Below are 16,124 nucleotides of genomic sequence, written 5' to 3' on the forward strand. Positions count from 1 at the left end.
TTTACACAGATTTTCTCCTATTTTGAATAGATAACGCCCTAGATTCATACGACATTTACCAACTAGTATATCTAGGTTGCCAACCAAATGACACACAATAAACTTATGTATTTTCAGCCTAAATTATTTCTAAAAAAAGCTTTAGGGATATTTTTCATTGTGCTTTCCTCGATATTTTTAAATCTGAATGTCACTCACGCCCAATCGATGGCTGACCTCAGCGCCATCAAAGTAGATGACCTTTCTGATGCTCAGATCCAAGAACTCATCCGCAGGGCTACTGAAGCCGGGTTGTCAGAGTCTGAATTGTTGCAGATGGCACGTCTCAGGGGTGTTTCGGAAGCTGAGTTGGAAAAATTGAAAAACCGGATTGAAAAATTGGATGTTTCAGGCACCGGGGGAAGACCCTCAGCCACTTCTTCCAAAAGAGAACCAAGGAAGCAAGGCGACCTGAATGAAATCACAAGTGGATTATTTAAAGAACAAGAGGACATGGGTTCATTTGCTGATGAGCCCTCTCCTTATTTCGGGATGGATATTTTTTACAATAAAAAAAGAAGGTTGAGTTTCGAACCCAATCTGAACATTGCCACACCCAAGAATTATATCCTGGGACCGGGTGATCTGATTTACATTGATGTATATGGTCAGTCCGAAAAATACTACGAGGCTACTGTCAGTTCGGATGGATTCATTCTCCTTGACAATGTTGGACCGGTTGGTCTCTCAGGAAAAAGCATTGAAGATGCTGCCATCATCATCAAAAACAGACTCTCCAATTTCTACACAGGGATGGCCGGAAGCAATCCCAATACCTTTATGCAGGTCACCCTTGGCAATGTCCGGACAATCAAAGTGCATTTGGTGGGTGAGTTGAGATTGCCGGGAACATTTACCCTGAGTGCTTTCAGTACCGTATTCAATGCACTCTATGCCGCAGGAGGACCAAGTGACAATGGCACCATGCGCGAGGTGAAAATTATCAGGGATGGTAAAATTGTATCGAAAGTTGATATTTATGATTTTTTGGTCAATGGCAATGCCAACCTCAATTTCCAATTGAAAGACCAGGATGTGGTTATGGTCGATCCGTTTCTTTCCAGAGTCAGTGTACTTGGTGAAGTCAAAAGACCCAAAATCTTTGAGGTAAAAGAAGGGGAAACCTTTGCAGACCTGTTGAAATATGCCGGTGGATTTACCGACCTGGCCTTCAAAGACAGGATCAATGTCACCAGAATCACAGGGAAGGAAAAAGCGGTTTCGGATATTTTCAATGAACAATTTTCCATTTTCACTGTCAAAGGAGGAGATGAATACACTGTGACAAAGGTTTTGGACAGGTTTACAAACAGGGTTCAAGTCAAAGGCGCGGTTTTTAGAGAAGGAAATTTCTCCCTTACTGAAGGGTTGACCCTTTCGCAGTTGATCAAAAATGCAGACGGTATCCGAGGTGAAGCCTATTTGGAAAGGGCAAGTATCTTAAGGACATATGACGACCTCACCACAGAGGTGATTTCTGTGAATCTTCGCGGAATCTTGGAGGGCAACTCGCCTGACATTCCCCTTCAAAGGGAAGACGTCGTCAGGGTCTCCAGCATCTATGACCTTCAGGAAGAGTTTTATGTACAGATCAACGGGGAAGTCAAAAATCCCGGAACTTATCCTTTTTCAAAACAGATGACTGCTGAAGACCTGATTATTCTTGCCGGGGGATTGAGGGAGTCAGCTAACACTTCAGACGTCGAAATTGCCCGCAGGTCGGCTTCTTCAAATTCGGGCACTTTTTCGGAATTGGTTCCTATCAAGATAAATATCGGGCTTGATATCCAAGAAAATCCTGTCATCCTTCAGCCGTTTGACAATGTTGTAGTGAGGAGAAAGCCAAATTTTACACTGAACAAACAGATCCAGATAGAAGGACAAGTGAATTCGCCGGGCATATTCTCGGTTCAGACTGCAGAGGAAAGGATCTCAGATGTGATCAAAAGAGCAGGTGGGCTGACACCTTATGCCTATACCAAAGGAGCAACCTTGATCAGAAGGACAGAATATTTTGATACCGAATCAGAACAACTTAGGAGACAGAGGAACCTCCAGAACCTGCAGCAAAACCTCCAGAAGGATCCAAACAATTCCGAAGCACAGGAATTGCTTTTACAAAGACTTTATATGGAAATCGGAAATGTGGATCTCGGAATTTCGGAAGGAGCTATTGCTGCCCAATCCAAAAGGGAAGCCATAGCGGGCATCTCCGAGACCAAAGCTGATCTTGCGCCGCTCAGAATCAGGCAGACCGAAGCTGTAGCCATCGACTTGGAGGATATTTTGAAAAATCCGGGATCTGACAAGGACCTCATCCTAGAAGAAGGGGACGTGATTTCTATTCCGAGGCAGCTTCAGACAGTGAGGATGAGAGGGGATGTCGTATATCCTGCTACTGTCAGGTTTGAAAAAGACAAAGGAACAAAATTCTATATCAACAGAGCGGGGGGATTTGATATCCGTGCCAATAGGAAAAGAACCTATGTCGTCTATGCCAACGGTGAAGTTGCCCGAACAAAGAGCTTTCTGGGTCTGAGGACCTATCCCGCCGTCGCTCCGGGAGCAGAAGTGATCGTTCCGACCAAAGGTCCTAGACTTCCGGTCAGGCCTGGAGAAATAGTAGGTATTGCCACAGCCCTTGCGACGCTTGCATTGGTTCTCACCCAACTCAATCCATAACAAGATGAACGGAGAGCAACATATTTTGGATGATAAGATTACCCTCAAAGAAGTCATCCTCAACTTCAAGGGTTGGATATTTTTCTTTATCGGTCAGTGGAAATTCTTTCTTTTGGCAGCAATTATAGGAATTGTTAGTGGAGCATTGGTATCTGTTTTTAAGAAGCCGGTGTATCATGCAGAGACGACTTTTGTCTTGGAGGAATCGGATATGGGAGGAATGGGGCAGGTCTCGGGGATCGCATCACTTTTGGGCATCAACCTAGGTTCGATGACCGGTCCTTCAGGGATTTTCCAAGGTGAAAATATCATGGAACTCTACAAATCCGACAACATGCTCGGAAAAACACTCCTGAGTACTTTCGACGACAAAATGCTCCTGATCGACAAGTTTATTGAATTCAATGAGCTTGACAAAAAATGGAAAAATAAGGTGGATTTTACAGGTCTCAATTTTTCCATTCCAAGGGGAAATTTTACTGTAACACAGGATTCGGTGGTCAAAGAAATTTCTAAACTTATCAGAAAAAACCACATGTCGGTGGAAAAGCCCAACCGGAAGCTCAGTATCATCTATGTCACCGTAAGTTCCAAAGACGAAATGTTTTCAAAGGTTTTCAATGAGGCTATGGTAGAAAACGTCAACACCTTCTACCTCGAGACCAAAACAAAAAAGACAGCCGAAAACCTGTCCATCCTCCAAATGCAGGCGGACAGTGTCAGGGCCGTGTTGGATGAAAACCTGATGGAATATGCGAACATGGCTGACAGGATTCCTTTCCCAAATTCACTTGTGCAAAGTGCAACAGTAGACAGCCGCAGAAAGCAGATAGATATACAGGCTGCATCGGCAGTTTTTGCGGAGATTACCAAAAATCTCGAAATCGCCAAGGTCAACCACCGCAACAATTCCCCCTTGATACAGATCATCGACGCTCCTAGATATCCTCTGAAAAGTACGCGGATCAAACTTCTCAAAGGAATGGTTTATGGTGCTGCGCTGATGGGCTTTGCAGCCTTACTTTTCTTGTATTTCAGACAATTATATCGCCTTCATATCGAGGGAAGTTGAATTTTCATCTTGTCCTGATATGATAGAGAAAATCACTTCCCATACTTTTGGTGGCCTGTTCAAGAACAAATCGATACAGAACTTTATTTTTTTGATTACCATTCAGGCTTCCAATATTGTGATTACCCTGATCTCCATGCCGCTGTTGATACAGTCTATCGGCGTGGACGGTTTTGGGTTGGTGAATCTCTCGCTTTCGGTGATCATACTCGCTAATATCATGGTAGGTTTTGGGTACAACCTCAGTGGCCCTAGGGAAGTCGCCCTGCATCAAAACGACAAAGAAATGCTTTCCCATATTGTCTCCAATATTGTTTTTAGCAAAGTCTTGATGGCATTGTTGGCCACTTTGGGAATTGTGGTGGCTATTTTTGGATTGAACATGTTCAGAGAGTATCAATGGATATTACTCTTTTCTGTGTTGCTTTTGTTCTCCGAGGCAACGCTTCCAATCTGGTTTTTTCAGGGATTGGAAAAAATGAAACTGATTTCCATTGCCAATGTCTTCAGCAAATTGCTCTACTTGTTGGGTATTGTCTTATTTATCCATACACCAGATCAGTCCAAATGGGTCAATTTCATCATGGGAGCGGCAGGTTTGGGAATCAATATGCTGCTGCTGCTGTATATTCATTATGAGCTGGAAATCAAATTTTACAAACCAAAATTCATCCAACTTTTTGCCTCTCTCAAGGAAAACGGGTTGCTATTTCTATCCAACATTGCTACCCATATCTCGGTAAACGGGGGATTGATCGTTTTGAGTTTCTTTGCTTCTGCAGCCACTTTGGGGATGTTCAGTTTGGCAGAAAGGATATCGATGGTGCTCAGGGTGTTTCCTTCCATGGTGATTCTCTCAATTTATCCGAATGCTACAAAGTTGCTGAAAGATGACCTCCGGAAGTTTGTTGTTTTTTTGAGAAAAGCGTACTTCGGTTCCCTGGTGGTTTCCCTTTTTGTTTCTCTACTTACTTTTGCATTGGCTCCCTACATTATCCAATTACTGTCGAAGACCAATCTGGCAGAATCTGTCACATACCTGAGGATGTTGGCTTTTGTCCCCCTGTTTGCCTGTCTGAACGTTGCCAATGTCGTCATATTTTTAGCTAGAGACCAAAAGGAACTGATGTTCCGATCTTCTTGGATATTGTTGCTTTACATGCTCCCTGTTTGTTTTGGACTGTCCTATTTTTACGGAGGTATAGGCTTGTCATATGGTTTACTTTCTACGGAATTGATGGTTTTGATAATTTGTACCATCTTGAATTTCCAGAAAAACGGCGACGTTTTAAAAGCTTTTTGGATGAATATCAATTCAGTTTAAATAATAAACATAAGGTCCAAAAATTACTGTCATAAATTCCGGAAATGAAATAAACAAAATTTCTCAACTCAGATAGAAATGGGAAATCCAACTTACTCTTATTTAAATAACGATGAATAAACATCTTGACACAAACCGCTCCTTAACACCCTCTGTCGCAATCGTTCTTATTAATTGGAATAATTATGCAGATAGCAAATTGTGCCTGAATTCTTTGAAAAAATGTATTTATAAAAATTTTAAAGTGATTGTCGTTGACAACAACTCTCAGGATGGTTCCGGTCAAATTCTAAAAGAGGAGTTTGGAGATTTTGCAATATTTCTTTTCAATAAAGAAAACCTTGGCTTCTCAGGGGGAAATAACGTGGGGATTAGATATGCCTTGGAGAGGGGATTTGATTACGTTATGGAGCTCAATAATGATACAGAAGTTGAACCAAACTTTCTGGATAAGCTGATTGATTCTATAGATGGCAGGCCGGAATATGGAGCTGTCCAACCATTAATTTATTACAATGGATCTAGACGAAACATAATCTGGAATGCCGGAGGGACATTAATTGATTTTTTGGGGCTTTCGCTGACCCGGAAGGAAGGAAGGAAAAACCCGGGAAATTTAAAAGGAGAGGATATTGATTGGATTACAGGATGTGCTTTTTTGATTAAATCCGATGTTCTCAAAAAAGTAGGATTACTTAAGGAATTTTTTTTCTTCGGCTCTTTTGAAGATGTGGACCTTTCTGTAAGGATTAAAGATCACGGATTTAAATTATGGTTCGAGCCATCATCTGTAATTTACCATACTGCCGGGAATTCTTCCAAAACCAAAGAAAAAGGCAAAGAAGGTTTCCTCAATCCCCAGGTGCACTACCTTGTGCAACGTAACCAAATCATCTTTATCAAACACCACACAAAGTTATTTTTTATACCTTTGGCACTTGCTTTTCAATTTGTAAAAATTATCGGCAATTCCGCTTATTTTATAATTAGGCGAAGACCTAAGAAATTGAAATTGGCATGGAAAGGATTTAAAGATGGATTATTAAAAAAATACAATGATTAACATTGAAGAGATTGAAAATAGGGTGAAGGACTTCAGAAATTCAATCCCCTTTCCCCACATGATTATCGATGAGTTTGTTGAAAGAAATCTTGCTGAAAGTTTATCAGATGAGTTTCCAGATATTGATGACAGTAGTCTTTTTAATTATTCCAATCCATTGGAAAAAAAGTCCGCCTTGAATGACTGGAATAAATTTCCTTCAAGCACATATAAACTTTTTGAATTTCTTTGTTCGGAATTTTTTGTTTCATACCTGAGCAAAACCCTAGGCATCAAACTTTATCCGGATTTTGGACTACATGGCGGCGGGTGGCATATGCATCCGGATGGAGGTAAATTAAACCCGCATTTAGATTATAACATTCATCCCAAACTGGGACTTCAAAGACGGATAAATCTTATAATTTATTTATCTAAAAACTGGGAGCCTGAATTTGGAGGTCATTTTGGTCTTTGGAGTAATAACCCTGTTACAAACAAACCTGAAAAATTAGAAAAAGAAGTAGAGATAAAATTCAATAGGGCTGTTTTATTCGATACTACCTATAAGTCTTGGCATGGACTCAGCCGGCAAGTGAACACCGGAGGAAAAAACATAAGAAAATCCCTGGCGATTTATTATTTATGTGATCCTCCTGAAGGTACTGAAGTGAGGGAAAGAGCACTCTATGCAGCTACTGAGGATCAAAAAGACAACCCTGATATTGAGGACCTTATCCAAAAAAGAGCACATAACTTATTTTATAAAGACCACTATATCACGAAAAGCAACGATAAATGACCCACAATAATTGAATGATTGAGAGTATTCTAGCGCTGGTTTTTGATATGTCAAAAGAGAAGGACTTACTTTGAGAAAGTTTATGATATTGAAAACATGGGTAATTTAAATTGCGCTAAATGAACCTAATCGGGATGTTTAAGTTTGAAAAGTTCAACCTTATCTATCAATCATGAGGATCTCTCCATATTTAGATGCCCTGCTTTTAATAATTACCGGATAATTTTAAACAGACCCTCCGGTATTACGAAAAGTAAGTTTTTTTTGGAATATATTATGGGTAGAAAATGTCATGGAAAATTGCCTCTTGACAAATATTGTTACTTTGATTTGCCAAAATCCTGAAAGCCGTTGATCGAATATTTCCTATTTATTTTTGTCATTTTGGGTTTTGTGCCCCTTTTGTACTATACCCTGCAGGCCATGGTCTTCCGGGGAAAGTGGGAATATATAATTTATTTCATTTTGGCCTACCTCCCTTTTCACATCACGGTAATGAGTATTGTCTATCAGGCTACCCATTCACCTGTGGCTGTTTTGATTTTTCAATCGACCAAAGATATTTTAGTCCTGTTAGGCATCTTGCTATTCTTCCTTTACAATAGAAATATTTTTAACTATCCGCTCAGGTTAAATAAGGTAGATTGGATATTTACAGGTTTTATCGGACTTGCCTTCCTGTACATGATTTTACCGCTCGGTGAAACGGCTTTTATCAATAAAGTATTTTATTTTAAAAATATGCTCATTCCTACTTTAGTTTATTTTTTGGGCAGAAATTCAAAATTTAATGCACAAGAAATTTCCAAGGTGTTCCGGATCGTTTTCACCATTGCTATTGCAGCCTTTCTTTTCAATGTGTTGGAAAAGTTGATAGACACCCACATCCAAAGTTATACCGGATATGCTTTATTCATTCAAGGAATCAATCAAATTGAACCTACCGGGAATTTTGGCCTTCAATGGACATTTGAAACACAGGCCACGACCAAACGTTTTGCTTCTTTTTTTGCAGACCCCCTTGAATTGGCAAGCTCGGTTTTGATGGGTTTTGCAGCAGGCTTGATATGGTTTTTGACAAGCAAAAGGGAATATTCCATACCCTATTTGGTAGTGATGGCTTGTTCTATGGGCAGCCTGATTTTCTCTTCCTCAAGAGCTGCTTTCGCTGCTTTTTTTATCATGATTTTTTTTATTGCCATAGTTTTCAAACTTTACAAACTGGTGCTTTTTGGGCTTTCAGGAGCTTTGACATTTGTGGTATTCATCCTGTTTTTTGCCTCGGAGGATTTCTATTACTTTGTGGTAGATACGCTTACATTTCAAAATGCTTCCAGTGCCGGACATGTATTGGAATGGCTGATGGCATTGGAGTCGATGATAGAAAATCCATTGGGGATTGGACTAGCCATGAGTGGCAATTCCGGAAGTGTGACGGACGAGGTCCGGGTAGGTGGTGAAAATCAATTTCTGATCTATGGGGTGCAGTTGGGATTTATAGGCATGGGAATGTATATCCTTCTTTTGTATTATTCAATTACTTACAGCCTGAAAGTCTTCAGAGAGGAAGGAAATGTCATGACAGCCAGGGTGGCATTTACAGCCGCTTCGGTCAAAATAGGAATGCTCCTGCCCTTATTTACGGCAAATGCTGAAATGTATGGTTATGTAAGTTGGGTATCCTGGTGGATGGTTGGCTATGCCATGAACCATCTTCCCAAAGCAAAAACCACTCATGGAGAAGCCTAAAATCCTGATAGATGTATATTACCTGCATGTTGCGCAGACAGGCATCAGGACTTATATCATTTCCTTGTGCGAGGAGATTTTAAGGAGGAAAGAGACAGCGTTTGACTACATCATCACACCTGATTTTGATACGGTCAGAAACAAATCATTTTTTAAAGGAAATACCTCCAAGTGGAAAAACATGCTCTTCCAGCTTCTCTATTTCTTCAGAAAACAGATCTCTTTGCCTATTCTTTCCTATTATCACAAGGCTGATCTGGTTTTTAGCCCGGACATATTGAGTCCGATTTGGGGTAGAGGCAAAAAAGTATCGGTCATCCATGACACCTTCTTTTGGGATACCCCGATACATTACCAAAGGCTTTGGCTGAAATATTTCCTCTATTTTTTGGAAAAAGGATTACGGAAAAATGGAGAGATCATCACGATTACCCAATTTTCAAAAATGAGAATACAGGACTTGCGGGCTTTCAAATCCATTCCCATCAGGGTAGTCTATCAGGCATCAGGTATAACACGTAAGGCGCATCCGTCTGAAGTAAACTCTAGTGTATCAACCCGGTATTTTCTCCATGTTGGGGTCTTAGAAAAAAGAAAAAACCTCGGTATGCTCATCACAGCTTTTGGTACTTTGGTAAAACAAAGGAGTTATGAAGATATCCGTTTGGTCTTGGTGGGACAAAGAGCGCCTAGAGAAACCATAGATGCTTATGATGAATTGACTGCTTTGGCAACCTCTATGGGATTGACCGATAAAGTCTATTTTATGGGATATGTGGCTCAGGAAAAACTGGCAACATACTTCCAAAACGCTTTGGGTTATGTTTTCCCTTCGGCAAATGAAGGTTTTGGGCTTCCGGTTTTGGAGGCTTTCTCTTTCGGACTGCCCGTTATCATTTCCAGGCAAGGCGCTTTGATGGAAGTTGCAGGAGATGCTGCTTTGGTTTTGGAAAAAAATGATTCTGAGGCACTTTTTCAGTCGATGAAGCTTTTGGCAGACGATGCTGTCCTCAGAAAGGAATTGGGTGAAAAAGGGAGAATCAGGTTGAAGGAATTTTCCACGGAGAAGTTTTTCCTATCTTTGGAGCAGGCATTTAAAGAAATTCTGAATGGGTAATTTCCTCGGCAAAACCATTACTAAACTCACCGGCATTGACCTCAGCGACCGCTTTGGAGGGGAATGGGACTCGTTTTCCACCTTGGGGGTGATGCTCAGGATGGGGATTTGGATGGTGAGGGGGATGTGGGTAAGGTGGAGGTTTGGTGCTGCCAAAGGGCTTTTTTTGATCGGAAAAGGCGTCACCATCAGACAAGCGCCTTATATCCACGTAGGCAGGAATTTCATTGCCCAAGACCACTGCGAGATCAATGGACTTTCCCAAAAGGGATTGGTCTTCGGGGACAAAGTCACCATTGGAAGTTATGCCATCATCCGGCCTACAAACCTCTATGGAGGAGAAGCCGGCGTCGGACTGAAAGTCGGAAACAACAGCAACATCGGACCTTACGCCTATATCGGCTGCTCGGGATATATTGAGATCGGAGACAATGTGATGATGTCTCCACGGGTCAGCATCTATTCAGAAAACCATAATTTTTCGGATCCATCGCTACCCATGATCGAGCAGGGCGTAACCCGCTCATTTGTCAAAATAGAAGACGATTGTTGGATCGCAGCCAACTCCATTATTCTGGCAGGAGTGACTGTGGGAAAGGGTTCGGTGGTTGCGGCCGGAAGTGTCGTCACCAAAGATGTGCCCCCTTACAGTATCGTAGGGGGAAACCCTGCCAAAATTATCAAAAGTAGAAATCAATGAAGACCAACACGGTAGAAACCTGGAAACATTTCGGCAAAGAAGATCCTTATTATGGGGTACTATCGGATCCAAAATACAAGTCTGAAAATATTACAGATAAAGGATTGTCTGAATTTTTTGCAACCGGGGAAACCTATGTCTCTGAGACATTGCATAGAATCAAACGGCTTTATGACACTGATTTGTCCAATGCTGCTATCCTCGATTTTGGCTGTGGTGTAGGGCGTTTGGCAATTCCCTTTTCTTTTCTCACAAAAAATAAGACTGTCGGCATCGACGTTTCGCCGGAGATTTTGGAAAAGGCCAAAGTCCATGCCATTGAAATGGGCACCAAAAACGTAGAATTCCTGCTTTCTGAAGGCAAAACCCTACCCAATACCGGCAAGTTTGATTTTATCAATTCCTACATCGTCCTACAGCATATTGAGACCAAGGCCGGAATGGCAATCATCCAACAGCTGTTGGACAGGCTTGAAATCGGGGGCATCATGCAGATTCAGGCAACGTACGGGAATAATTGGCCCAAGATCAAGTATTATCATTATTACCTGAGGGCGCATTATGCCCTGTATAACTTTGTCTATTCCAGTCTCAAAAACAGGAAACTGGAAGCTGAGCCAATGATGCAGATGAACCCCTATGACCCAAAGGTGCTTTTCAAGCTTTTTTCAAAATATTCTGATTCCATCCATGTGGAATTGACAGACCACACCGGATTCTTGGGAGCTTCCTACATGTTCAAAAGGGAATTCTGACAGGCACCTTTCATAAATTGATAAAATCAGCAATATTTATAAACTGATCCTTAACTAAGAGTTATATGATTAATTTTGATGAGATAGAAAAAAACTTAGAGCGGTTTAGATTAGCCTACCTTACAGCCCAGCCATTTCCACATTTGGTCATTGATAATTTTTGTGATGAGGCCAAGCTGACTGCTGCCTACAATTCAATTCCGGAATTGAGTAACAAAAGCCGGGATTATGTTTTTGCCAACAATAAGTTTGAAAAATCAAATTACAAGGAACTTTGTCCCGAACTGAATGAACTATACGAGGATTATAGCTCGGAAAGATTCAATAAACTGCTTTCTTTCATTACCTCCAAAGAGGTATTTGTAGATCCCAAAAACTTTGGTGGAGGTCTCCACCAAGGAAAAAAGAATAGTTTTTTGGATATGCACCTCGACTTCAACTACCACCCACTTCACAAAGATTGGTACCGGGAACTCAACCTGTTGCTCTACCTCAACAAAGACTGGAAACCCGAATATAAGGGCAGCCTCAAAATCTTGGACCTGAGGACAGGTAAAGAAGCAGAGATCGAAGTTCCGTTTAACAGGTTGATTATCCAGCAATGTGCCCCATATACGCTGCATGGATATGATATGACTTCTTTTCCTGACGGCAAATACCGGACTTCCATTGCAACTTACGCCTACCAGGTCCACAAGCACAAGATCGAAAAAATCAGGACGACGGATTGGCATCCAAAAGAAGACTCCGGACTTTTGAAAAAATTATTGGCAAAAAATTATAATTTTTTGGTTCAATCGAAAAACAAATTATTTGGTAGTGCCACGGCCAAGAACCAATAAATAAAACTTTATAATGCCAGGTAAAAATGTTTTGGTCATACACAGTGCGGCCGATTTGTATGGTGCAAGTAAAAATCTAGTCAGATCCCTTGTTGCCTTTCAAAAAATAGATTGGAATCCCATTACCATCTTACCCAATGAAGGCCCTCTTGTCCAGGAAATCAAAAATCTTGGATTGGAAGTGATCATCCTAGATCACGGTGTCATTCGGAGACAAAACTTAAGTTTGAAAGGGATCATAGCGCTGTTGAGGCAACTTGCCAACTCCTTCAAAATTTTGAATAGATTGATGAAAGAGCGAGGAGTATCTCTCATCTATACTAATTCCAACGCCAATGTGGTGGGGGGTTTGCTATCGCGGTGGACCAATACGAAACATATTTGGCATGTCCACGAAATCATCAACCATCCCAAATGGTTCAAAGTAGCCCTAGAACTGTATAATAGATTTTTTGGAGATATGCTCTTGTGTGTTTCACAAGCCGTCATTGACAACCATCCTTTAACCCCAAAGAGTAAGTTAAATCTGCTGTATAACGGCATTGACACCCGACCCTTTCTCAAAACCGCTTCCAATCTAAAACAAGAACTTGGCCTTAAGGAAAATGTGATCCTTATCGGTATGGTGGCGAGGGTAAGCTTTTGGAAGGGGCAAAAATATTTCCTCGATGTGGCTTCAGTTTTAGTAAAATCCAATCCCAACCTTCATTTTATAATGGTAGGCGATGCATTTACCGGATATGAGTATTTATATGAAGAAAACCGCGCACATCTCGAGAAACTCGGCCTAAAAGACCATGTGACAGACTTGGGTTTTAGGACTGACATTACAAATATCTTAGGCGGTTTGGATATCTTTATGCTTCCGTCTATCCTTCCGGATCCTTTGCCTACCACGGTTTTGGAAGCAATGGCAGCCGGCAAACCTGTTGTGGCCACAAGCCATGGTGGAGCTGTAGAAATGGTCCAAAGTGGTGAAACAGGATATTTGGTCCCTTGGGACAATGCCGAGAAAGCAGCAGCATCTTTTCAAATCCTTATTGATAGTCCCGAGAAAAGATTGGTCATGGGGGAAAAAGGAGCTCAAAGAATAAAAGACCATTTTTCGATAGAAAAATATATTGCCAATTTTGGAGAGATAATTTCTACAGTTACCGCACAAAAATCATAATGGAAAGGGCGAAAAGAGGATGATTTTTCACCTATTTTGATGGGTTGAATTCAGATAATTCCTTAGCTGATTGAGAAAAAAAATTATAATGTCCAACCAACCACTGTCCAGCAACATCAAAATCGCGATCCTTGGATCAAGGGGCTATCCATATGTGTATAGTGGCTACGAAACCCTAGTCAAAGAACTTGGAGAGCGGCTTCAAAAAAGAGGGGTGGAAGTACATGTCTATTGCCATAGCGCTCTTTTTGCGGACAAACCCAAAAAAGTCAACGGAATTAATCTGGTTTATTTGCCGGCAATTGAACAAAAGAGCTTGGCACAATTGACCCATTCTTTTTTTTCAATGGTTCACGCCTGTCTTTCAGATGTGGATGTCATCTTTGTGGTCAATAGCGGCAATGGACTTTTTGGGATCATTTCCAGGATTTTCAGAAAACCCACGGCCATCAATGTGGATGGCTTGGAATGGCTTCGCCCCAAGTGGAAAGGTCTTGGAGCCAAGTATTTCCTTTTTGCCTCCAGGATGGCCACCAAACTCTATGACAGGATCATCAATGATTCGGATGAAATGCAAAAGGTCTATCAGGAACTTTTCAATGCCCAATCCACCGTCATAGCGTATGGTGCCAATCCCACATACCATTCTGACCCAAGTAAAATAGCCAAATGGGGACTGGAAAAAGAGGGGTATTACCTGATAGTCGGAAGAATGATCCCTGACAACAATGCCGACCTGCTCGTAGAAGGTTTTATCCAGTCTCATTCAACCAGAAAACTGGTCATTGTAGGCGATGTGCCGTATCAGGATGCCTATGCCGGTAAACTCAAAAATATAAAAGATGAGCGGCTGATTTTTACGGGTTATGTGACTGACCCAGAGGAACTGAAGGCATTGTATCACAACTGTTTTGCCTATTTCCACGGACATGAATACGGCGGTACCAACCCAACATTGCTCAAAGCTTTGGGATACGGCTGCGCCATTCTTGCACTCGATACCCGATTTAGCAGAGAAACCTTGCAAAACGGCAAGCATGGATGGTTTTTCGATAAAAATCCCGCTTCTGTTTCCACTTGGATAGCCAAGGCAGAAAATTCCCCAATAGAAATGCAGGCGTTAAGGGAGACTGCAAGGGACGGTTTAACCCAAAAATACAATTGGGACCATGTCACCGACCAATACCTGGAGGTTTTTGAAGATTTGAGGAGGGGGAGTAAGGGGATTTAAATGTTGTAGTGGTTGTAGTTGTTCTAATTGTTGTCAGGTTGTTGGGTTTTCTATTTTCCCGACCGTCATTCTGAACCGCAGCTTGCGAAGGTGAAGAATCTCTTGGAGTAGTTTCTTAAATGTTGTAAGGTTTTCGAGTTTTCTATTTTTCCGACCGTCATTCTGATCCGCAGCTTGCGAAGGTGAAGAATCTCTTGGAGTAGTTTCTTAAATGTTGTCAGGTTTTCGGGTTGGGAAAGTTGTAGTTGTTTTAATTGTTGTCGGGTAGTCCGCCGCATGATGACAGGGCGGAAAGTTGCAATGGTTCTAATAAGTGTGGTTGTTGGTTTTCTTTTAAACCACAGATTACACAGATTTTCACAGATAGCGATTGTCGCAACCCTGAAAGGGTGCCATATTTATAGCCACATGCGAGACACGAAGCCCGTGGTTGGACAAAAAAGCAGTCTCCGGTTTTGGCTAATTTGAAAGTTAAAGATGACAATGGCTTTCCGCCAAAACAGGGCTGGGGAATTTGTATTTTAACCACGGATTACACAGATTTTCACAGATAGCGATTGAAAGCGCAACCCTGAAAGGGTGCCATATTTATAGCCACGGGTGAGGCACGAAACCCGTGGTTAGGGAAAAAGTAATAGTCTCCGGTTTTGGCTAATTCAAAGTCGAAAATGATTACGGCTTTCCGCCAAAACAGGACCTTGGCTGCAGTGATTTTTGGGTCAAATTTCCTCTCTGAGTCCTCTGCGCCCTCAGTGGTAAAAATCAATAAACACATAGTCTAATTTCCCTCCTTGGGTCCTTTGCCAAACCTTCTTTTCCTTTGCGGTAAAAATTAATCAATCACCACAGAGCACACAGAGAGCACAGAGTAAAATAGCCAAAGCCACGAAGCCAAAAAGAAAAATCCCATTCTCTGAGTCCTCAGTGCCCTCGGTGGTAAAAATCAATTAACACATAGTCTAAAGTGAAAATTTCCCCTCCTTGCGTGCTTTGCGAAACCTTCATTTTCTTTGCGGTAAAAAATAAATCCCCAAATTCTATTTACAGGAGCGAAAACCCTGAAAGGGTGCCATATTTATAGCCTCAGGTGAGGCACGAAACCCGTGGTAGGACAAAAAAAGCAGTCTCCGGTTTTGGCTAATTTGAAAGTTAAAGATGACAATGGCTTTCCGCCAAAACAGGGCTGGGGAATTTGTATTTTAACCACGGATTACACAGATTTTCACAGATAGCGATTGAAAGCGCAACCCTGAAAGGGTGCCATATTTATAGCCACGGGTGAGGCACGAAACCCGTGGTTAGGGAAAAAGTAATAGTCTCCGGTTTTGGCTAATTCAAAGTCGAAAATGATTACGGCTTTCCGCCAAAACAGGACCTTGGCTGCAGTGATTTTTGGGTCAAATTTCCTCTCTGAGTCCTCAGTGCCCTCAGTGGTAAAAATCAATTAACACATAGTCTAAAGTGAAAATTTTCCCTCCTTGCGTGCTTTGCCAAACCTTCTTTTGCGGTAAAAAATAAATCCCCAAATTCTATTTACAGGAGCGAAAACCCTGAAAGGGTGCCATATTTATAGCCACGGGTGAGGAACGAAGCCCGTG

General features: G+C 41.6%; 12 protein-coding genes. All 12 read left to right on the forward strand.

Features of this window, described 5'->3' with window-relative positions:
• The first annotated feature begins 105 nt into the window (after positions 1 to 105).
• The 12 genes from MMU05_RS08620 (at position 106) to MMU05_RS08675 (ending at position 14,526) form a co-directional block, all read left to right on the forward strand.
• Positions 106 to 2,721: an SLBB domain-containing protein gene (locus MMU05_RS08620; RefSeq protein WP_418884465.1), complete on the forward strand. Its 2,616-nt coding sequence runs from the start codon at positions 106 to 108 to the stop codon at positions 2,719 to 2,721.
• Between the two features lie 4 nt (positions 2,722 to 2,725).
• Positions 2,726 to 3,793, forward strand: a complete 1,068-nt coding sequence (locus MMU05_RS08625) for a GumC domain-containing protein (RefSeq protein WP_241141276.1) — start codon at positions 2,726 to 2,728, stop codon at positions 3,791 to 3,793.
• A 19-nt stretch (positions 3,794 to 3,812) separates the two neighbouring features.
• Positions 3,813 to 5,117, forward strand: a complete 1,305-nt coding sequence (locus MMU05_RS08630) for an oligosaccharide flippase family protein (protein ID WP_241141277.1) — start codon at positions 3,813 to 3,815, stop codon at positions 5,115 to 5,117.
• 112 nt (positions 5,118 to 5,229) lie between these two features.
• Positions 5,230 to 6,180, forward strand: coding sequence for a glycosyltransferase family 2 protein (locus MMU05_RS08635; RefSeq protein ID WP_241141278.1), 951 nt, complete (start codon positions 5,230 to 5,232; stop codon positions 6,178 to 6,180).
• Positions 6,173 to 6,961: a 2OG-Fe(II) oxygenase gene (locus MMU05_RS08640; protein WP_241141279.1), complete on the forward strand. Its 789-nt coding sequence runs from the start codon at positions 6,173 to 6,175 to the stop codon at positions 6,959 to 6,961. The genes MMU05_RS08635 and MMU05_RS08640 overlap by 8 nt, the downstream gene beginning before the upstream one ends.
• 351 nt (positions 6,962 to 7,312) lie before the next feature.
• A complete protein-coding gene (locus MMU05_RS08645; protein WP_241141280.1) occupies positions 7,313 to 8,710 on the forward strand; it encodes an O-antigen ligase family protein in 1,398 nt (465 codons plus the stop codon).
• The gene (locus MMU05_RS08650; RefSeq protein ID WP_241141281.1) at positions 8,697 to 9,827 is read left to right on the forward strand and encodes a glycosyltransferase family 4 protein; all 1,131 of its coding nucleotides are present in this window, start codon (positions 8,697 to 8,699) and stop codon (positions 9,825 to 9,827) included. The genes MMU05_RS08645 and MMU05_RS08650 overlap by 14 nt, the downstream gene beginning before the upstream one ends.
• Positions 9,820 to 10,527 carry an acyltransferase gene (locus tag MMU05_RS08655; protein ID WP_241141282.1) on the forward strand — a complete coding sequence of 236 codons (708 nt, stop codon included), beginning with the start codon at positions 9,820 to 9,822 and terminating at the stop codon, positions 10,525 to 10,527. Before MMU05_RS08650 ends, MMU05_RS08655 begins: the two co-directional genes overlap by 8 nt.
• The gene (locus MMU05_RS08660) at positions 10,524 to 11,282 is read left to right on the forward strand and encodes a class I SAM-dependent methyltransferase (protein WP_241141283.1); all 759 of its coding nucleotides are present in this window, start codon (positions 10,524 to 10,526) and stop codon (positions 11,280 to 11,282) included. Before MMU05_RS08655 ends, MMU05_RS08660 begins: the two co-directional genes overlap by 4 nt.
• 65 nt (positions 11,283 to 11,347) lie before the next feature.
• Positions 11,348 to 12,124, forward strand: coding sequence for a 2OG-Fe(II) oxygenase (locus MMU05_RS08665; protein ID WP_241141284.1), 777 nt, complete (start codon positions 11,348 to 11,350; stop codon positions 12,122 to 12,124).
• 13 nt (positions 12,125 to 12,137) lie between these two features.
• Entirely contained in the window at positions 12,138 to 13,295 is a 1,158-nt protein-coding gene (locus MMU05_RS08670; RefSeq protein WP_241141285.1) for a glycosyltransferase, read from the forward strand.
• 88 nt (positions 13,296 to 13,383) lie between these two features.
• Entirely contained in the window at positions 13,384 to 14,526 is a 1,143-nt protein-coding gene (locus MMU05_RS08675) for a DUF1972 domain-containing protein (RefSeq protein WP_241141286.1), read from the forward strand.
• Positions 14,527 to 16,124 lie beyond the last annotated feature (1,598 nt).

Source organism: Cognataquiflexum rubidum, from assembly GCF_022538115.1.
Classification (GTDB): domain Bacteria; phylum Bacteroidota; class Bacteroidia; order Cytophagales; family Cyclobacteriaceae; genus Cognataquiflexum; species Cognataquiflexum rubidum.